Raw genomic sequence first — 22,244 nt, forward strand, 5'->3', positions numbered from 1 at the left:
ATGGCCACCGCAATTCCTCGAATAATATCAGCAACTGACAAGGTACCACAAACCAAACCGGGCGAAAGTGCAGTTGGCGGCGTTGGCGCCCCTCCCAAGGCTGATGCAGCTCCCAAACCTGGTGCCACAACACTTGGTAGCGGACTATGTGCAGCACTAAACACATTCTACGCAGAGCAAGCCAAAAGCAGTGGCTTTATACCAGACGTTTATGAAATTAAATTTGCTGATCCCATATTAGAAAACGCCAGCATTGTTCCTCCGGGTCCATTGGACAAAAGTATGGCAGGTGGGTCAGTCACAGCAACAGCAGCTGATCAATTACTGAGTGAAAAACAAAGTATGAGTCCAACTGTGCGACAGAAGTCAGCCACGGCAGGCCAGCAAATTGTGCAATTCATTGACACAGTAATACGCAGCAGCAGTTATATTACTGCACAACAAAAAGTTATTTGGAATTCAGAAACCAACACCTGGGACCCCAATGGTCCGTCTCCGCAAAGGTTTGCTTGGTTCAGTGTCAGTTGTGATGCACAACCGTTAAAGTACGATCCAAAACAAAACGATTTTGCGTACAAAATGATCTATACTGTGGCACCGTATCAAACACCAGTGGCCAGCGAATATTTTGACAGTGGTGCGTCTCGTGGTGTGCATAAGGTGTTTAATTACTGGTTCACAGGACAAAACACACAGATCTTGCAGTATGAACAGGAGTTCAACAAACTCTGGAGCCAGGCCATTACCAGTTACTCCACAGCTGAAGATCTAAAACAATCAGTCAACAGTCGAGAACTTTGGAAAAAACGAACAATGCCAGCCAGCGGCCAAGCACGTCAGGGCGGCGATGGCAAAACATTTGAGCCAGGCGCCAATGCTGCTGACTACTTGTATTCGGTCGACCAGGCCAACATTAGATTAGTAATCATGGGAGATCCTGCCTGGATTCCGTCTCCCAAAGCCATGCAACCCGGCAAGTTTGTCTCAGCACCATTTGAAGCTGATGGCACTATAAATGCCAAAGCATCTGGTGCATACTTTGAATTTGCCTGGAACCAACCCAGAGACTATGATCTCAATACCGGACTCATGGACCCAGGAAAAAACAACTATTTTGCGGATCGTTCGCAGGGCAAGGCCGGTCTGGCACAAGAAGCAGTAACATACCAGGCCACACATTGCAAAAGCACATTCAGGGGTGGAAAGTTTACTCAAGAACTCAAAGGTATCTGGGTGACAGATACCGCTCCTACCAAGACAACAGATACCGGAAGAAATACCACACCGCCAACTGTCCCAGCAAAAACTTCAGGTGTTGGTGACCGTATAATAGCAGCCACTGGCGGCGCATTACCTACCAATCAAATAATACAATCAACCTCAAAAGTACTGCAAGCAGGTGCAGCATCGGTGGTGCCTGCCAACGCAGAATACACAGCACCTGCGCCCACAACCAATGTTATCACATCCATATCCGGAGCTCAACCGTTGCCAGCAAAACCAGCCAGTGTAGAGGGTGTAGATATTCCAACTACACAATTTCAACCGCCACCGGTTCTTTCTGGAAAACCAGGAGAAAACAGACTTGGCGGATTTGACCTATCACCAGATCCTTCACAGGGTGTAGTAAACGACGATCAAGGAACCTAAAGGACACATATGGCACAAAATAATGCTCAACCATCAGGCCGCGCACCCAATTATAAATTTGATCGCGGCGGCACACCTGCAGAAATGGGGCCATTTGTTGGTCGTATTGTAAACACTGTGGATCTCACAAGAAATGGACGCCTGCAGGTTTTCATTGAACAGTTTGCCAGCGGACAACCCGCCACCAATCCTGAAACTTGGCGTTGGGTAAGATACTTGTCACCGTTCTATGGAGCCACAGAAAAAACCAGCACTAGTGCAGGTGTAGGCACATACCCCGGAAATCAACAAAGTTACGGCATGTGGTTTACTCCACCGGATATTGGAACATCTGTCATGTGTTTCTTTGTTGAAGGTGATCCTGACAAAGGTTACTATATTGGGTCAATAATTGAAGACAGCTTGAATCATATGTTGCCGGCCATTGGTGCTGCAAAGGAAGGCCAGTATGTTACTCAGAACAAGTCACAAGCAGAATATTTTGCCAATGCACCTCAACTGCCTGTTACTGAAATCAACTCAGCCAACAAAGAGATTAACAAAAATCCGCGATTCTTTGAACAGCCCAAGCCTGTGCATAGTTTTCAAGCAGCCATATTTTTTCAACAAGGACTAGACAAAGATCCTGAACGTGGCCCTATCATTTCAAATGCACAACGAGAAAGTCCCAGCACAGTGTATGGCATCAGCACACCCGGCCAGCCTATCTATCAAGGTGGTGCAGATCCCAACACCATACGTCAGAAATTGAATTCTGGAGAACTAACGCCGCAGGATGTCAAAGTGATAGGCCGCAAAGGTGGGCACACATTGGTCATGGACGACGGCGATCTAGACGGCAACAATGCCTTGCTTAGATTGAGAACTGCCAAGGGTCATCAGATCATGATGAATGATTCAGAAAACTTTTTTCAGTTCATTCATTCGAATGGACAAACCTGGATTGAACTGGGATCCGAAGGCACAGTAGATGTGTTTTCAACCAACAGTGTAAACGTAAGAACCAAAGGAACTATCAATTTACATGCTGACAAAGACATCAATATGTTTGCTGGCGGCAACATCAACATGAAATCAAATGCAGCCACCAACATTGGTGCTGTGACTACCATGAACGTGGCCAGCCAAGGTGCCATGACCATTTACAGCCAAGCACCAATTGGCATTCGAAGTGATGGCAGTCTAGCATTAAAAAGTCAAGGTGGTTCATGGGATGGTGGTTCAGCATTAAAATTCAAGGCCAGCAGGATTGATCTCAACGGCGGCAGTGCAGCAGACGTCAAGATTCCCAAGCTGTATCCTAAAACAACCCTGGATGATATTACATTTGACAACTCTACAGGTTGGCAAGTAAAACCCAATGCATTAGAAAGTATTGTCACAAGAGCACCCACTCACGAACCGTATCCGTATCACAACAAAGGCGTAGAGGCCAGTGTGAGTTTGACTGAAGGAACGCCCACTCCTCCGCCAGATGCTGAGCCGGTTCCTTCCAGCTGGGGCATTGTTAGAAAATCATGAGTAAATTTTCATTCACAGGACCAAACGGCGAAGTGTATGATGTGGAAGGCCCGTCGGGTGCCACTGTGGAACAAGCCAGAGCCATATTTGATCAACAGATCAGCACTGGCGGGCTAACAGGAATACCGGTAGGCGGACTAGTCAACGCAGTCACACAGGCCACAGGTGGATTATCATCGGCCATAGCTCAAATAGGACCAGCATCATTTGCACAGGCTCAACAACTAGGAAGTGCAATCAATCTTCCTGATTTAAGAGGAATGCCTATTCCCAATCCAATAGGAGTAAGTGACTTTGTCAAAACAACAGTGATTCAACAAAATATAGGCGCCATTAATCCTGCACAAATACAAGGATTAATTGCACAAACTAGTACGTCAGTAGGCCAGGCTACGTCTGCAATCACCAATACTAAAGGTCTTGGCAAGTTTGGCCTTAATGCTGATCAGTTGCAGTTGTCGGGCTTGATCAAACCAGGACTAGCCGAACAGATCAATCTTGATCCTAGCAAATTTACCAGCATCTTGTCAAGTCCCACCAGTTGGACAGGCAAACTAGGTGCCACAGATTTAACCTCAGTACTGGGCAACGAACGACTGCAAACTACAGTACAACAAGGCCTAATGAATGTAAACTTTGATCAACTCAAACAAGTAGGAGCCATCAGCGGCACAGAAGTGGCATCGCAACTGGGTCCGTTGTTAAACAATGCCACAAAGTTTGGGCTGGGCAATGCAACAGAATGGCTCAAAACTGCACCGTCACTGGGGTCACTGGGATCATTAGTTAGTGGTGGTGGCATTAGCGGATTACTTGCCTTGGGTGCAGGCGGTGCACCAGCTGCACTAATTAGTCAAATGAACAACTTTGCCAAATCAGCAGAATTTGCACAGGCGTTTGCTGGGTTGAATGCCGACATATCCGGCGGCGGCAATCCACTGGAAGCAGGCGTACAAGCAGCTAAAGGATTTACCAACACTGTGAATCGATCTAATTTAAATGAAGCTGTAAAAAAAGTCATTGGCAACAGCAAAATATCTGTGCCAGATTTTGCACCTCCGGGCACCAGCTAAATATCTGTATGGCCACATTCATTGGATTTAACACACAGAATCAATACAAAAAATTCACACTGGTAGACGGCGAATTAATCAAGCGTGACCTACTGAATGCATTCAATGTCTGGCAAGGACAATTGCCCGGACGCCCATCATACGGAACTACACTCTGGAGTTTTTTGTTTGAAAGCCAGGATCAAACTACCATGGCCAATATTCTGCGTGAAGTACAAAGAGTAGCCGGCGGTGATCCTAGAATTTATCTGAATGATGTACAAGTGTACTCACAGGAAAACGGTGTGTTGATTGAACTAGAGATACAACTGGTAGCTGGTGCAGATGCACAATTGCTGAGTGTGTTTTTTGATCAACAACAGCGCAGAGCTTCGTTCGTATAAAAGTAGCCGTTTACTTTATCGGTAAATAACATATTAACGGAATATCATGGCACGCACCACTAGACAAACAGTTATATTTGGCGTTGAAGACTGGAAACGCATTTATCAGACCTTTAGAGAAGCTGACTTTCAAAGCTACGACTTTGAAACTTTGCGAAAAAGTTTTGTAGATTATCTTCGACAGTATTATCCTGAAACATTCAACGACTATATTGAAAGTTCAGAATTCATTGCATTACTAGACGTTGTTGCATTCATGGGTCAAGCAATGGCCTTCCGCAACGATCTGAACACCCGTGAAAATTACATAGACACAGCAGAGCGTAGAGACTCAGTGGTGCGCCTGGCTAACTTGGTAAGCTACACTGCCAAAAGAAATACAGCAGCCCAAGGTTACCTCAAAGTTTTTTCCGTACAAACTACTGAAAATGTCACAGACTTCAACGGAATTGACCTGGCCAACGTCACTATCAACTGGAACGATCCTACCAATTTCAACTGGGAAGAACAATTCACAGCCATTTTAAACGCTGCTCTAGTGGACACTCAACGTGTGGGTCGCCCAGGCAATCGTCAAGACATTGTGGGTGTAAACACATCTGAATATGCTATCAACCTGGTTCCAGGATTCTTGCCGGTGTTGCCATACAACGCCACTGTGGACGGCGTCAACATGCCGTTTGAAGCAGTGAGTTCCACATCCGTGGGGCAAGACTATCTCTACGAACCTGCTCCTGTGGCCAATGGCATTTTCAATATCCTGTTCCGCAGTGACTCCTTAGGGTTTGCAGCAGCCAACACTGGTTATTTCTTTTATTTCAAACAAGGCGTGTTGCAAAGTCAAGATTTTAATCTGGCAGAACGAATCAGCAATCGCACAGTCAACATCAATATTGAAGGTGTCAACAATGAAGATCGCTGGGTGTTCCAGTTAGACAATGTGGGTACAGTTGTGGGCCAATGGCAGTATGTAGAATCAGTTTTTGCTGCGGCAGCAGAACAGTTAACACCTGATCAACGCAAGTTATTTTCCACAACATCAAGAACCAACGATCAGATCATGTTGACATTTGGCGATGGTGTATTTTCTGCAATTCCAGTGGGCTTGTTCCGTGCGTATGTTCGTGCCAGTAACGGTCTGCAATACATTATCAATCCAGAAGAAATGCAGAGTGTGGTCTTGCCAATCAGCTACATCAGCAGAACTGGTCAGTTGCAAACAATCACATTCACCTGTGGCATTACCACTCCTGTCAGCAATGCACAGGCCAGAGAAACTCTGGACGAAATCAAGCAACGTGCTCCTGCTAGATACTACACACAGAATCGCATGGTCAACGGCGAAGACTACAACAACTTTCCGTTTACCTTGTACAACTCAATTATCAAAAGCAAGGCACTAAATCGTGCCAGCATTGGTACCAGTCGATATCTTGATCTGGTAGACAACACAGGCAAATACAGCTCGACCAATATTTTTGGATCTGACGGTGCTCTGTGGGAAGAAAACCAACTGCCCACGTTTGTGTTTTCTTGGTTGAATCGCAATGACATTGCCAGTGTGATCACCAACCAGATACAACCACTATTGATCACCAACGGTTTTACACAGTTCTATTATGCAAATTTTCCAAGACCAGACTTGGCAGTACTCAACATCACCTGGAATCAAAGTACCACAATGGCCAATGAGACCACTGGCTATTTTGTAAATTCCACCGGCGGCCCTGTTCCAATTGGCACGTTTTCTAGCAACAACACAAAATATATTCAAGTGGGTAGCCTGGTAAAATTTGCTGCACCTGCTGGCTACTACTTTGATGCCAACAATAGACTAAAACTAGGAACTCCGGTTCGTGCAGATGAAACACTCACCATCTGGGCCAGTCCAAGCATCATTGTGTTGAACGGCACCAATCAAGGTCAAGGCAATTTTGACAACGGAACTGGACCAGTCACACTCAATAATTTTGTGCCCACAGGAGCAATACCCGTGTCAGTGATTCCGTTGCTGGTCACAGATATTCCAGCCAGCCTTGAATCCGCAATTGCTGATCAGATTTTGTTGTTTAGAAATTTTGGCCTGGGATATGATAATACCACACAGACCTGGTATCTAATTACATCTAATAATCTTGCTGTCAATGCGGACTTTAGCCTGGCCAACGCACAAGATACATCGGGCACAGGCCAAGATGCAAGCTGGGTCATTCAATGCCTAACAGATGGACTTAGCTATACCGTGACCAGCCGCGCACTGGTGTACAACTTTGGCTCGGTACTGCAAACAAGATTCTTCTTTGAATCTGGGCAACGTATTTTTGACACTCGCACAGGCACAACAATCAGCGACTTTGTCAAGGTGTTGAGAACCAACAGCTTGCCAGATTCCAATCAACCTCTGCCCGGGGACATCAGTCTTTCTATCATTGGCCAGCCAGTTGAATCCGATGGATATGTCGACGATTATCAAGTGATTGTCAGTTACCAAGACGTTGACAGTGATGGGGTAGCAGATGATCCAGATTTCTTTGATGAAATTGTGGCACCGTTGGTTGTTCCAAATTCAAAACTGGTGTTCTTTGAAAAGACAGTGGACTTTGACAATCTACAACGTTATATTCTAGTTGAGCCAGGCCGTGTGGTCAGTGAGTATGCTATCAAGAATGATATTGAAGCAGTCAAGGGAGAATATGTGGCAGGGCAAATTTTCTATGCCTACAATCAAGAAATTTATGTCGGACCCTTGGCCGGCCAAGTGGGTGCTTTTTATGAACTAGTGGTCAGCACAACTTTTGTGAGATCACTGGTAGATGTATCTTCAGATTGGATTGCAAGAGTTGGACGCCAAAGTTTGTATTTCCAATACAGACACAATGCTCCACTGACTTCTCGTATTGACCCAGGGACTACCAACATCATTGACCTGTATGTGGTCACACAAAGCTATTATAATGCTTATCAAAACTGGATCAGAGACACCACAGACACAGTGCCCAAGCCCAGTGTGCCCACAATCAATGAATTGTCAACTGCGTATCAGAATCTCAACAACTACAAAATGATTTCAGACAACGTGGTAGTGAATTCAGTAGTGTTCAAGCCACTGTTTGGTGCCAAGGCAGCACAAGAACTCAGAGCCACAATCAAGGTTATTCGTGCAGCCAATTCAACAGCCAGCGAAAGTGAAATTAAAAATTTAGTAGTGGCCAACTTGAATGAGTATTTCTCAATTGACGCATGGGATTTTGGAGATACATTTTATTTCTCAGAACTTGCAGCCTACATCCATAGAAATATGGGCGGCATTGTGAGTTCTGTAGTACTGGTGCCCTTGGACCCATTGAAGAGTTTTGGTGACCTGTATGAAATACGGTCCGCACCAGATGAAATTTTTGTCAATGCAGCCGGAGTCAGTTCCGTAGAAGTGATCACAGCACTGACATCAACCAACCTTAGAACCGCACCGGGCAGTGGAGTAATTTAATGGATAGAACAAGAACCGTAGATTTTCTACCACCGATATTTCAAACTACTACCAACAAACAGTTTTTGGCAGCTACTCTGGACCAATTGGTACAAGAGCCGCAGTTTAAAAAGACACAGGGTTTTGTTGGTCGCAGAGTTGGCCCAGGTGTGAATCCCAATGACTATTATGTGATTGAGCCCAATGCCACACGAGCAAATTATCAACTTGAACCGGGCGTGATCAGTCTAACTCCAGACACCACAGATATTTCTGATGTAATAACTTACCCTGGTATTTCTGACGCACTAGATCGTCAAGGAGCCAAGACAAACAACTCAGACAGATTGTATACTAGTGATTACTATACCTGGGATCCGTTTATTAGTTTTGACAAATTTGCAAACTACAGTCAGTACTATTGGTTGCCAGCTGGTCCATTGTCAGTGGACGTTAGTGCCACAGTAATTCCGCTAACAGATAGTTTTGATATCACTCGTGGCACAGATGCGTATGAATTCTCAGGTGTTGCTGGTGAGAATCCCATCATCACTCTGGTTCGCGGTGGCAACTATGATTTTGTTGTGAATCAAGCTCCTAATGGATTCTTTATACAAACGGATCCTGGTGTAAACGGCCGACTGCCCTATGCTCCTAATATCAGTTCAAGAGACGTACTCGGGGTGATCAACAACGGCGAAGACGCCGGTACAGTAACTTTTAATGTTCCGCTGAAAAACGCTCAGCAATTCTATTATGATCTAACACTGGTGCCAACCACTCCAACAGCAGGACAAGTGGACTTGATAACTGATTTGAAATTCAATCAGATCAACAACATATATCTGACAGAATTTTTAGCACAATATCCGTCGGGTATTGATGGCATCACAAATCTCAACGGACGCACAGTGGTGTTCACCAATCAGATTGCTGACCCAACTGACGGCGGCTGGTTGATCACTAGTCAATTTGATCCATTGGCTCAGATTCCCACCAACAATGGATTGCTAGGTAGTTTTGATACACAAGTATACGATCAAACAACGCCCATCCTCAATGTTGACACACGATATAGTGTGTGGGCAATACAATATCAGTATGACAATGATGGAAATGCCATACTACAATTGTCATCAGTAACAACATGTCCGTTGCTGAATAAATTTACTGTGATGTTTGGTACTCAATGGGCAGGAACTCAATGGTATCGCGATGCAGAAGGTTACTTTGAAGAAATACCATTGCTCACTGCAATCAAAGATCTGCTGTGGTATCAAGATGGAACCAACCCAGAAATTTTTGGCCAGATTCGCCTGATTGATCAAAGCCAGGTCGAAACACTGAATATAGTAACTGACATCCTTGGCAAGAAAAATTATGTTGCGCCCAACGGTGTGGTGTTTACCAACAATCTCAAAGTTATCTTTAGAGGCAGTGTTGTTCCTGCTAGTTATCAGAATCAAACCTATTATGTAGCCGGAGTGGGCACAGCTATACAACTGTTGCCAATCACTGATTATGTTACTCCAGAAACCTACACCAAAAGCGCCGCAGTGCCTTTTGATTCACTACCGTTTGATATAGGCAACTTTGATGCCAGCCTAAATCAGCCTCTGGTGCCTGATTACCTTACTATTGCACTGGATAGTCCTGATCGTAATGCCTGGACTAGATCTAATCGTTGGTTCCACATTGATGTTATCAATGCATCTGCAGAATACAACAACACCATTCCACTAATAGACAATGCGTTTCGCGCCAAGCGACCTATCTTGGAATTCCGTGGTGGCACAAGATTGTTTGCTATGGGAACTCAGGCCAAGACACCGGTCAACATTATAGATTTTCAAACAACTGATGCTTTGTCAACTATCAATGGTACTATTGGATATGCAGTTGATGGATATTCGTTTATTTCTGGAAGTCGAGTGATTTTTGCAGCAGACAACGACCCGCAGGTCCGCAACAAAATTTATCTAGTGGAGTTTATCACTCCCAGCACAGATGGCAGCACGTTGATACTCCAACCAGTTATTAATCTAGTGCCCGCATCTGACGCAGATGTCCTAATTGATCAATGCACTGTTTGTTCAAGCGGCAACACTTTGCAAGGAATAAGTTTTTTCTACGATGGTGTTCAATGGATTACTGCACAAGAAAAAACATCAGTCAATCAAGCACCCTTGTTTGATGTGTATGACCAAGATGAATTTAGTCTTGGCAATCGTGCCGTCTATCCTAGTTCAACATTTGTAGGCAGCAAATTGTTCAGTTATGCTGTGGGATCAGGAGTTGAGGATACTGTATTGGGATTTGCTCTACAATATCTCAGCATCAACAATGTGGGTGACATTGTGTTTGACAATAATTTTTATACAGACACATTTATTCACGTAGACAACAATGTCAGCACTGAAAATCCCGTCAGCATTGGATTTGTTCGTCAATACGCTGATAGAACAGTGTATGAAAAAGAAATTGGATGGCAACGTGCTGCAACCAAGAGTTTGATTTATCAACAATTTAGTTTTACATCAGTTGTTGATACACCATTGGTACTTGATGTGGCTGTGGTCCCAACAGGAGTTGTACCCAGTGTTAAAATTTATGTAGGTAGTGTGTTCCAGGACCCCACAGCATATACCTTTACCACAACTGCCAATACTACCACAATTACATTTAACAGCAACATTGTTATAGTACCCGGCGATGTTGTTGAAGTGCTGGCCTTGAGCAATCAAGTTAGTTCTGTGGGCTTTTATCAAGTTCCTGTTAATCTTGAAAACAATCCACTGAACAACAACTCAGCAAACTTCACACTGGGCACAGTAAGAACACACTACGAAACTATTGCACAGAATCTAGTGGCATTGACTGGCAAAGTCAACGGTGCCAACAACACTAGAGATCTTGGCAATATTATTCCTTATGGTCTGAATATTCTGCAACAAAGTGCGCCAATGACCCTGGCTGGGTATTTCTTGCGCAAACCTGAATACGAAATTTTTGCTGCTCTTTCATACAACTCAAGAGAATACGAAAAATTCAAAGCACAATTGCTGAACACAGCAGTGACCAATGATTATGTCAATCTCACAGTGCCAGAAATACTCACAGCAGTAATTTCTGATATAACACTTGGCCGGACCAGCACTAATCCGTTCTACTGGAGTGACATGTTGCCCACAGGCAGTGTGTACACACAACTACAGACCACAGTAACGCCAATTTCTACAGCGGTATTTGACACCACACAGGTGTACAATTATACTTCAGCCAACTACCTTGGACTGCTGGTTTATGTAAATGATATTTTATTGACTCGTGACCTTGGATATGTGGTTGCCACAGATGGACCTAGAATTACTATCACAGTGCCACTGGCAGTGGGAGATGTGGTTGTTATACAAGAATATCCTGAGACCTACGGCAGCTATGTACCAAACACTCCCACTAAACTAGGACTGTATCCTGCATATATTCCAGAAATTTTTCTTGATGAGACTTATGTAAATCCAGTGTTTGTTATTCGTGGTCACGACGGATCTATTACCAGAGCATTTGGAGATTTCCGTGATGCATTGCTGCTGGAGTTTGAGACCAGAATTTATAACAATCTCAAACTAGACGGCAATCCTGTGCCATTGACCACGGCTGAAGTTGTGCCTGGTGAATTCCGTACCACTAATTATACACTTGGTGAAATAACAGACATTCTCAGCGAAGATTTTCTGACCTGGGTAGGCTGGAACAAACTAGACTACAAAACACAAGATTACCAACAGAACAATCAATTCACCTGGAATTATTCCACAGCGTCAAACAAGTTAACTGCCAACCAGCCGCTGGTGGTAGGTGCCTGGCGCGGCCTCTACAATTATTTCTACGATACAATTTATCCAAACACTAGACCCTGGGAGATGTTGGGATTTAGTGTTATACCTGTATGGTGGGAAGACGAATATGGACCAGCTCCTTACACTTCGGGTAACCTGGTGCTCTGGGAAGACCTAGCAGCTGGCCAGGTTAGAGATCCTGTGGCACCGTATGTGCTGCCGGAATACGTCCGTCCCGGGTTGACAGATGTGATTCCGTCTGGCAGCGAAGGTGCCTTGTTGAGTCCCATGCAAGTGATGGTAGGCAACTTCAACAGCAACGACTTTCGCAAGAGCTGGGTCGTGGGCGATGATGGTCCGGTAGAAAACGCCTGGCGCACATCCAGTGCATATCCATTTGCTGCCATGCGACTGTTGGCCCTGACTCGCCCAGCAGAATTTTTCTCATTGTTTGCTGACAGAGATCTTTATCGATTCGACACATCTATCAACCAGTATCTCTACAACGGACGTTATAGACTGGATGCCAATGGTATCGAAGTGTATGGCAACGGTGTCAGCAAGGCCAGTTATATTGATTGGATTGTGGATTTTAACCGTGTGAGCGGAATCAATTCTACCACTGCTCTCACAGCTGATCTTAAAAATCTTGACGTAAGACTATGCTACAGAATGGCATCGTTTACTGGTAAAAATCTCCTGCAAATTTACACTGAAAAATCCAGTCCCAACAGTCTGAACTCAACTCTGTTGCTGCCAGACGAAAGCTACAATCTCTTGTTCTACAAGAATGTGCCATTTGCTCAACTCACATACTCAAGTGTAATTGTTCAAAGCACAACCACAGGTTGGGCAGTGTATGGCTACAACATGACTCAGCCATACTTTAATATATTGCAAAGCCTAATCAGTGGTAATTTAGCAACTATCTCAGCTGGTGGCAGCACTGTGCGTGTTCCTGTGGAATACAGCAACAACGTGGTTCAGATACCATATGGCTATGTGTTTACCAATCGCACTCTTGTGGCAGACTTCTTGTTGAGCTATGGTGCGTTGTTACGGAGTCAGGGCCTATCATTTGACATACAAGAAAATGGTTATGTGCTAGACTGGAATCAGATGGTCAGCGAGTTCCTGTACTGGAGCAATCAAGGCTGGACCGATGGTGCTATTATCAATCTCAACCCCGGTGCATCCCAACTGATTGTAGAACGTGCCGGCGCCGTTGTGGATAGTATTGCTGTGCAAACTGCTGAAAACATGATACTCAATGCGGATCGAAAACCATTCAATGCTAGAGATCTTGTGATTGAACGTAGTGACAATCGTTTTGCTGTGCGCAGTGTGACCAACGAAACCATCAACTTCTTGAACATCAAGTTTACCAGTTACGAAAATATGGTTGTGCTGGACAATGTTAGTATTTTTGCAGACTTGATCTATCAGCCAATTACCGGTGCAAGACAAGACCGTGTGAAATTGATTGGAACAACCACAACTGAGTGGAACGGCCAACTAAACGCACAAGGATTTGTTCTCAACCAAGACAACATCAAGCCCTGGAGCCAAAACGTCAAGTATGCTCGCGGTGAGATTGTGGAGTACAAAAACTTTTATTACAGTGCTATTGATATTGTTCAACCCAGTGCCAAGTTTGATTTCAATGAATGGACAATCTCAGACTATACCAAAATACAACAAGGCCTGTTGCCCAACTTGGCCAACAAGAGCAATCAACTGGCCAACAGCTACAACACATACACTGCCAACCTTGAACAGAACCAAGACTTGTTTTCATATGGCTTGATTGGATTCAAACCTAGACAATACATGGTTTCCTTGAATCTTGACAGCACCAGTCAGGTCAATCTGTATCAGCAGTTCCTGGGCACCAAAGGCACTGTTAGAGCAGCTGAACTATTTTCGTTTGCTGATCTGGGTCGCGGCCCTGCACAGTATGACATCTATGAAAACTGGGCTGTGTTAAGAGCCACATACGGTGCCAATGCCAATCGTAGTTTTTACGAATTGCAATTGAACGAAGCCTTGCTTGGAGCAAACCCCAGCTTGATACAAGTGGTTCAGCCTGGAGAAACCAGCGAAGCTGATCAAACAGTGTTGTTGAGCAACTTGTGGAAACAAAGCTACAAGATACCTAATACTGATATTCTTACAATCACAATAGTCAATCCAACTGACGTGGCCCTGCCAGGTGCTGGCTATGTCAATCTTGACGACATTGACATTACTGTATTTGATATTACCAACACTGCAAGCCTGGATGTAAATCTTGATCAGATTGGTGTGGGCACAGTTATCTGGGTGGCCAAGATCAATGGCTACGACTGGAACATCTATCGAACAAGTCAGGTACCTGGTTATATTTCTTCAGTAAGTAGCAATCTTGACGGAACTGCGGTGCTGACATTCACAGCACCGCATGGCATCACAGTTGGACGTCAGCTTGTGGTAAGATTTTTCTCTATAGAAGTTGATGGAGTGTACAGAGTAATCAGTGTACCCAACATCACCCAAATTGTTGTTGATTTTTCGTTTGCCAATGGTGGCCAGCTTGTGGCAACAGGAACTGGCATTGGATTTGTGCTACAAACCCAGCGTGTGGCACAAGCCAGTGACATAATAACCTTGCCATATGCCAATGACCTACTGCCAGGCAACAAGGTATGGGTTGACAACAACGGTGCCGGCCTATGGGAAGTATTAGAAAAACAAATAGTATTTTCTTCCACAACAGAAATAACAGCAACAAATCCTGTGACCAACAGCAAGTTTGGACAAAGCGTGGCACAGGCCAAGAGCAACTTATATGCTATTGTTGGTAGTTCTGCATATAGTCAAGGCTACGGTGCATTATACACCTATGTTCGTACGTCATCTGCTCCGTTTACTGAAAATTCAGTACTGGAACTAGATGGCGCCGTAGATACCGTGGGCTTTGGATCCAGTGTCAGCATTGGCAATCAAACATGGCAAGCTGTGGGCGCACCAGCAAGTCTCAACAACAGAGGGTATGTATCAGCTGTATATCGCCAACCAGATTCGGCAAGTTTTATCAATGCCAACTTGCTAACAGTTCCAGACCCTAGAGACCTAGCACATCCAGCAGAATTTGGATATAGTGTTGCTGTCAGCCCCGACGAACACTGGATGTATATTGGTGCTCCGGGCATCAACAAAGTATTTGCATACGGACTGGTCGAAGTTGAAAATCAATCAGTTGCATATGTGGCCGATGGTCGACAATTTACATTTAACTTCAGCGATCATATAGTAATTGATTCAGGCTATGACCAACAACTTAGTGTGGTGTTGAACAATAAATTGTTGGTATACGGGGTAGACTATTCTCAAACAGCAACAAACATTGTATTTCCTGCAGCCCCTGCAAAAGATTTAATTTTAAAGATTGTTCGTAGAACTCAGTATGCTTACACTGGTAACGGATCTACCACACTGTTCTCATTGAACGAATATCTTTATTCTGCTACCAGCATCTACAGTTTCAAAGTTACTGTCAACAGTGTATTACAGAGACCAAACATTGATTATGATTTTGATTACAATGACAGTGCTGCTGGCAGAGACGTAATATTCTTTGTTGCACCCGCCAATGGCGCAACAATCACTGTTGCAACACAGAGTTATTTTGTTTTTGCGGACACTATTGAATTCACACAACAAGTAACAGCATCAATAGCAGGAACCACACTAACAGTGTCTAGTGTACAACCAGGAGCATCTCCGCTGACAGTGGGCATGAACCTAAGTGGAACAGGAGTAATACCAGGAACAAAAATCACAGCGTTGTTGACCGGCACCGGTGCAACAGGAACATACTTGGTAAACACCAATCAAACCGTGGCTTCTATCATTATGACTGCTAGATTAGGTGACTCTGCTAGATTTGGTGAAAGTTTGAGTTGCACTACCGACGGTCGTCAGGTAATGGTTGGTACTCCAAATGATTACTACGATGCAATAACTGACGCTGGCGCAGTGTATGTATTTGACCGCGCCGTACAGAATTTTGTTGTGACCGATGCTGCACAAACAACTTACACAGTCGATGGAACATTAGTTGCACCAACATCTGTAGTTCTAAACAATCAATTCTTGACCAATACAGAAGGAAACGTTACAGGAACCTTTACCAAGATAAGTTCAACTGAAGTCACAATTGATACACCACTTGCAGTGGGCGATGTGATAGAAATTGAAGTTAACAAATTCAATCTGCTGCAAATTGTTGGTGCCATTGCTCCGTTCCAAAGTGCTAATTTTGGTGCTGCCATTGACCTGTGCAAAAACAATTGCAGCTTGTATGTAGGTGCGCCGCAAGATGGATCAGTGCTGCCTGCAGCAGGTCTAGTCCAGCGCAATGTAAATCAAAGTCGAGTGTACGGTATAACATCCAGTACTAATCCTGGTCCTCGATTGATTCCTGGCGAAACAATTAGAATCAATGATCAAGAGGTTGCATTATCTCAGCCAGTGGCCTGGAACAGTGCATCAACATACACAGTGGATACCATTGTTGATTATGGGCTGAGTCTCTACATCTCTGTCAGATCTGTACCAACAGGAACAGCACTAAATGACACCACATACTGGCAACCCAGCAGCTGGACAGCAGCGCTGGCACAAGACATCAACGGCGCAGGCATAGACAACGTTGTGGCTGTTGCTGGCGTAGCAGGCACAGCCAACTACGGTTTGATAACAATTGGTGTTAAAAATACGTTGGCTGCTGATGCCGGCAATAGACTCACAGTGTTACCTGGACTGATTGGAACCACGTTTCAGCGCCTGGTGTTTGAAACATTTGCATATACTCAAACTGTTGAAAGCCCAGCACCGGTTGCATACGCTGGATTTGGATCAGCAGTGAACATTGATTCATTGGCTACCACTCTCACAGTTGGTGCTCCTCGTGGCAACCTGTATCGTCCAAATACGTTTGATGCTGGAACCACATACTTTGATAGCCGAACCACAACAATAAGTGGTCCATTGACACAAAGTGGCGTGGTATACACTTATGATTATTTGTCCAGTGCCGGTGATTCAATCAGTAATCCAGGTAAATTTGCATTTGGTCAACAAATTTATGATCAACGAGTGCAAGAACTAGATCTATTTGGAACATCCATTGATTACACCAACGGCGTGTTGTTGATTGGTAGTCCAGGCAGTGACATTGACGACAGTACTCAGAGCGAGCTGGATTATGGCCGTGTTGCTGTGTTTAGAAATCTTACACAAACACCAGCCTGGACCACAATACACCAACAGTTGCCTGTGGTGGATGTCAAGTTGATCAATTCAGTATTCACATATGATCGTGTTACTGGTGCAAAAACCAACTTCTTTGATTTCTTTGATCCGTTGCAGGGCAAAATCCTTGGTGCTGCACGAGAGAATATCAACTATATTGGTGCAGTAGATCCTGCTGCCTACAATGTGGGACCAGTCAACAACTATGGCAGAATCTGGGGACAAGTACATGTAGGAGAAATTTGGTGGGATACCAACAATGTTCGCTTTATTGATCCAAATCAAGACAACATTGTGTATGCAGCACGCCGTTGGGGTCAGGTGTTTCCGGGTTCAACTGTGGATGTGTATCAATGGGTAGACAGCGACCAACCACCTGCAACCTATGCTGGCGAAGGTACTCCTAGAAGCCTAGTCAGCTACGATTTGTCAACCGGACTCAACGAGTACGGAATTTTCACCACAACATATTATTTCTGGGTTCGCGGCATTACATCAATTGACACCAATGCAGGAAAAACTCTCAGTACTACTGGTATTGCCAGATACATTGAAGAACCTCGCAGTTCGGGTATTCCGTATGTGGCATTTGTTAGTCCCAGTGCAACTGCTATCTATAATGCAGTCAATGATATTTCTGCACAAGATACAATTTTGAGCATTGAGTTTGATAGAGAATACACCGACGACAACGTTCACGTGGAATACAGCCTGATTCCAGAAAATCGTGCTGATGGATTCTTGCCGGACAATTTGTATCTCAAGTTCCAGGATTCGTTGTGCGGTGTTAATATTGTTGGTGCCAAGGTACCGGATCCAAATTTAAGTCCTGCCAACAGCTACGGTGTTCAGTTCAGACCGCGTCAGTCAATGTTTGCTGATAGATTCCTGGCACTAGAAAATTATTTTGAGAGAGTCAATAGTGTGCTCGCACAATTTCCTATCTCAGAAACTCGCAGTTTTACCTTGTTGAATTCCAGCGAACCAGAGCCGACCGCGGGCACAGGTGCCTGGGACAAACGTGTGGCCAATCTTGAAGAACTCAGTTATCAAGATTTTGCTATCGTACCTGTGGGTTACAAGTATCTAGTTGCAACTGATTCTGCACAAAATGGTTTATGGACCATTTATAGTGTTACCACAGCAAAAACTTTTGCTTCGTTGATGCTGGTGCGAGTGCAAAATTACGACACCCGCAAATACTGGAGTTACATTGACTGGTATCTAATTGGGTACAATCAGAGCAGTCAGATAGTGGCCGAAGTGCCGGTTTATAGTAGTCTTGATACTCTCAGTGTGTACACAGTGCCTGTTGGTGCCAGCGTGAGAGTGGTGGCCAATGCTCAAGGTAAATGGGAAATTTATCTACGAACCAACACTGGCTGGGACCGAGTAGGTCTGCAGGACGGCACCATTGCTATTGCCGCTGAGCTGTGGGATTATCAACTGGGACGCTTTGGATTTGACTCTGAAGTGTTTGATGCACAATACTTTGATCAAGAACCAGTGATAGAAACTCGCAAAATTATTCAGGCTATCAATCAGGAATTGCTGATTGGTGAATTGTTGATCGAACGAAACAAAGCTCTAATACTGATGTTCAACTTTGTGCTCAGTGAATTTGAAGCACCCGACTGGTTGAGCAAAACCAGTCTGGTTGATGTTGATCACAAGATCCGTCAACTGCTGCCATTCCAGACTTATCAACGTGACAATCAAGACTTTGTGGTGGACTATATCAAAGAAGTCAAACCATATCATGTGCAGATTCGCGAGACCAATCTAATATACGATGGCTCTGATGTTTATCAGGGCAGCATGACTGACTTTGACGTTCCAAGTTTTTATAACACTATACTAATTCCAAATCAGTTCATGAGTCCGGTATTGACACCATACACTCAAAGTACTGCGGTGGGTACTGGAACATCAAACACCTACAGTGATACAGCGCCCGACAACCCGGTATGGCAAACAGAGCCTTGGCAATTCTGGTACAACAACTATACTCTAAGCATTCAAGACATTGTGGTTGCAGACGGCGGTGTTGGATATACCGAACCTCCTGTTGCCACAGTTACTGGAGATTGTTTGATACAGGCCACCATGACTGTGGACGTCAACAGCGCAGGCAAAATTACTGGAGTAATCATAACTGATCCCGGAGCTGGTTACCTGACCACGGCACTGATAGAATTGTCAGGCGGCAATGGTGTGGGTGGTAGAATTATTGCAGTAATGGGCAACGGTCTGGTACGTAGTATCAACACCACAATCAAGTTTGACAGATATCAATATGCAAGTACCATCCTAGACTGGGAACCAACAGTTCAGTACGACAACGGGACTCTGGTGCGATACGACAACAGAGTATGGGAAGCCAGCAACACTGACTCAAGTGCAGTGCAATCTGTAACCTTTGATCCTGAACAATGGACCCTGGTCAGTGCATCCACCCTGTCCGGCGTGGATAGAACCATGGGTCTATATGTGCCCACTGCCAACGAACCAGGACTAGATTTACCGTTATTGATTGATGGTGTTGATTATCCAGGTGTGCAAGTTACTGCACCCACATTTGATCAAAACTCAGGATTTGATGTTGGCAACTTTGACATCAATCCTTTTGATAATATTGCATTTGGACCCGAGGGTCTTCCTACCTATGATCCTGCAATTCTAGATGCCATCTACGAAAGTCGTTTTGTTGACATCTATCTTGGCACAAGACCCTACGATGTAAATGTGGTTGGTGGTGAATTTGTTGGCCCTTACGAAAGCCATGCTCCGGAAGAACTAATACCCGGCTCTGAATACGACACACTAGATTTCCGTGTGTACACTCGACCCGGATCAGATTGGGAATTGAATGGACACGGATTTGCTTGGGAAATTGTCAAGTGGTACTATAATTCTGTCAGCGCAGCCAGTCAAAGTTTTGACGGTATTATACCAAATCCTGTGCAGGTGCGAGTGACCAATCAAACACAAGGTCGTGAACTAAATCTTGACACAGATTACATTGTAAATTGGGTATCCAACACTGTGACTATTTTGACCAGTGTTAGTGCTCCTCCAGCAGACAATGGTGACATCTTAGTTGTCAGCATATACGGCATTGGTGGTGGCAATCAACTGTACAAAACCAGTGTGAATGGAGCCGTTGTGGGAAATACCTTTAACATTCCTGTGGCTGTTAACGAAATTGAAGACATGGTAATTTTTGTCAACGGTGGATTGATAAGCAATTATAACTACAGTGCAGGAACAAACAATACCACAAACATCTTGTTTGCAAATTCCTACAGTGTGGCTGACGAACTAAACATCACAGCCATTGGATCCACAGATGGATCATTGCCCAACAGTTGGTCAACTCCACAAACTCAATACTTTGTGAGTGCCGGACAACTGGATTACAATCTTGACAACTCCTTGCAAGGAACCAATCCTGCCAACCTAATTGTTGAACGAAATGGTATTCGAGCAAGACCTCCTGAAGGTGCATACTACATTGCTGACGGCAGCTCAGCTTATCCACTGCCCACTCGTGGTGGATACAGCCTAGCTTTGGTAGCAGACAACGATGTTCGTGTATGGGTCAACAATCAAGAACTTACCTTGTACAGCGAATTCATTATAGAACCTTATGTGCTCGGCGACGACACCAGAGACGTAGAATTTGCAATACCACCATCATCTGGATCAGAAGTCCTGATCAGTGTAAGTACCAAGGCCGACTATGTGTTGCAAAGTGATGGCAGCAGCTTGTATAGTAACGTGCTGGCATGGCGCACTACCAATGGATTTTATCCTATTGCAGGAGACATAATTTCTGTGACATCATGGAATGACACAAGCCAACAAGAAATAGTAACTTTGGTATATCAAGGACCAGTGACAACAGGTGTAGTAGTTCCTGAGCCCTATGATTCAACTGACTTTGATGTGGGCCTAGTAACTGGGTCACCGGGCAGCTATGACTACTCGGCAGGACAACTGGTGACCACAAATGACTTCCAGTTGGGCAGAATTGTGCCTGATCCAACCAGAATGGTAGTGAGTAAAAATGGCAATCGTATATTCTACGGTGATGATTACTTGATAGTTGGCGAGCAACTGGTCATACACGGTCCGGTGATCAGCGTCATAGATGTGGTTGTTGCCCAGTTGTTTACAGACAGTGTTGTTCCAGAACAAATGGAATTCCGAATTTTTCAAGACATGCGTGGAGTACAAGCCACCTACAGAATGACACCGTCGACCACAACTGCTCTAGCACAGGATTTGTACCTGGATCAGGACATAATTTATGTTGACAATGCAGCAGCGTTGACACAGCCAAATCTGGCAATCAATATCTGGGGAGTGCTGACAATCAACGGTGAACGCATCATGTATCGTTATCTTGACATTGTGAACAACCTAGTAAGTGGACTACGCAGAGGGACAGCAGGCACAGCACCTGATGTGCATACCGCAGGCGCAACAGTATATAACCTGGGTCGCGGCAATTTGGCTCCTGAAGAGTACCAGGATCGGGTGATATACACCAACACTCTGGGCAACGGAACAACAGTTACATTCAGTGCACCAAACATTGATTTGAGTCAGTTGACTTTGTCGTTTGCTGAACAAGCAATTCTGGTGTTTGTGGGTGGCATCCGTGCCACTACCGGATACACTGTGGATTCTGTAGCCCCTGCCACGGTGACCTTTGATACAGCACCCAACAACGGATATGAAGTTTCTATACTGGTACGGCAAGGAGTTGGCTGGTATCAACCAGCCAACGGTAACCCATCGGACGGACAAGCACTGCAAGTGACCAATACGGATGCAGCAAGGTTTTTCCGAAGACAAATCTAAGGTAAATAAATCATGCAGCAAAATCAACAAACTCCCTCACAGCCGCCTAAACCGCAATCTGTTGCTCGTCCAAACGAAAAAGGGTCAATTGCAGTGTCGGGGTTTGTAAAGATTTCAGACCCCAACACTAAACAAGTATTTGTGGAGA

General features: G+C 44.6%; 6 protein-coding genes. All 6 read left to right on the top strand.

From position 1 onward, the window contains the following. The 6 genes from ABW391_RS00315 (at position 1) to ABW391_RS00340 (ending at position 22,096) form a co-directional block, all read left to right on the top strand. Positions 1 to 1,650, top strand: a complete 1,650-nt coding sequence (locus tag ABW391_RS00315; RefSeq protein WP_353479836.1) for a hypothetical protein — start codon at positions 1 to 3, stop codon at positions 1,648 to 1,650. A 9-nt stretch (positions 1,651 to 1,659) separates the two neighbouring features. Then, positions 1,660 to 3,171: a hypothetical protein gene (locus ABW391_RS00320; protein ID WP_353479837.1), complete on the top strand. Its 1,512-nt coding sequence runs from the start codon at positions 1,660 to 1,662 to the stop codon at positions 3,169 to 3,171. Further along, entirely contained in the window at positions 3,168 to 4,244 is a 1,077-nt protein-coding gene (locus ABW391_RS00325; protein ID WP_353479838.1) for a hypothetical protein, read from the top strand. The genes ABW391_RS00320 and ABW391_RS00325 overlap by 4 nt, the downstream gene beginning before the upstream one ends. An 8-nt stretch (positions 4,245 to 4,252) precedes the next feature. Then, positions 4,253 to 4,627 carry a GPW/gp25 family protein gene (locus ABW391_RS00330; protein WP_353479839.1) on the top strand — a complete coding sequence of 125 codons (375 nt, stop codon included), beginning with the start codon at positions 4,253 to 4,255 and terminating at the stop codon, positions 4,625 to 4,627. A gap of 46 nt (positions 4,628 to 4,673) precedes the next feature. Beyond that, complete coding sequence (locus ABW391_RS00335; RefSeq protein WP_353479840.1) at positions 4,674 to 8,114, top strand: baseplate J/gp47 family protein; 3,441 nt, start codon at positions 4,674 to 4,676, stop codon at positions 8,112 to 8,114. 65 nt (positions 8,115 to 8,179) lie between these two features. Beyond that, positions 8,180 to 22,096, top strand: coding sequence for a hypothetical protein (locus tag ABW391_RS00340; RefSeq protein ID WP_353479841.1), 13,917 nt, complete (start codon positions 8,180 to 8,182; stop codon positions 22,094 to 22,096). The last annotated feature ends 148 nt before the right edge of the window (positions 22,097 to 22,244 follow it).

The sequence above is a fragment of the Haliscomenobacter sp. genome (genome assembly GCF_040403615.1).
GTDB lineage: Bacteria > Bacteroidota > Bacteroidia > Chitinophagales > Saprospiraceae > Haliscomenobacter.

What these genes read in the sequence shown, in the direction of transcription:
- ABW391_RS00335 (WP_353479840.1), top strand. Translation starts at nt 4,674, where the DNA reads ATGGCACGCACCACTAGACAAACAGTTATATTTGGCGTTGAAGACTGG.
- ABW391_RS00325 (WP_353479838.1), top strand. Translation starts at nt 3,168, where the DNA reads ATGAGTAAATTTTCATTCACAGGACCAAACGGCGAAGTGTATGATGTG.
- ABW391_RS00320 (WP_353479837.1), top strand. Translation starts at nt 1,660, where the DNA reads ATGGCACAAAATAATGCTCAACCATCAGGCCGCGCACCCAATTATAAA.
- ABW391_RS00315 (WP_353479836.1), top strand. Translation starts at nt 1, where the DNA reads ATGGCCACCGCAATTCCTCGAATAATATCAGCAACTGACAAGGTACCA.
- ABW391_RS00330 (WP_353479839.1), top strand. Translation starts at nt 4,253, where the DNA reads ATGGCCACATTCATTGGATTTAACACACAGAATCAATACAAAAAATTC.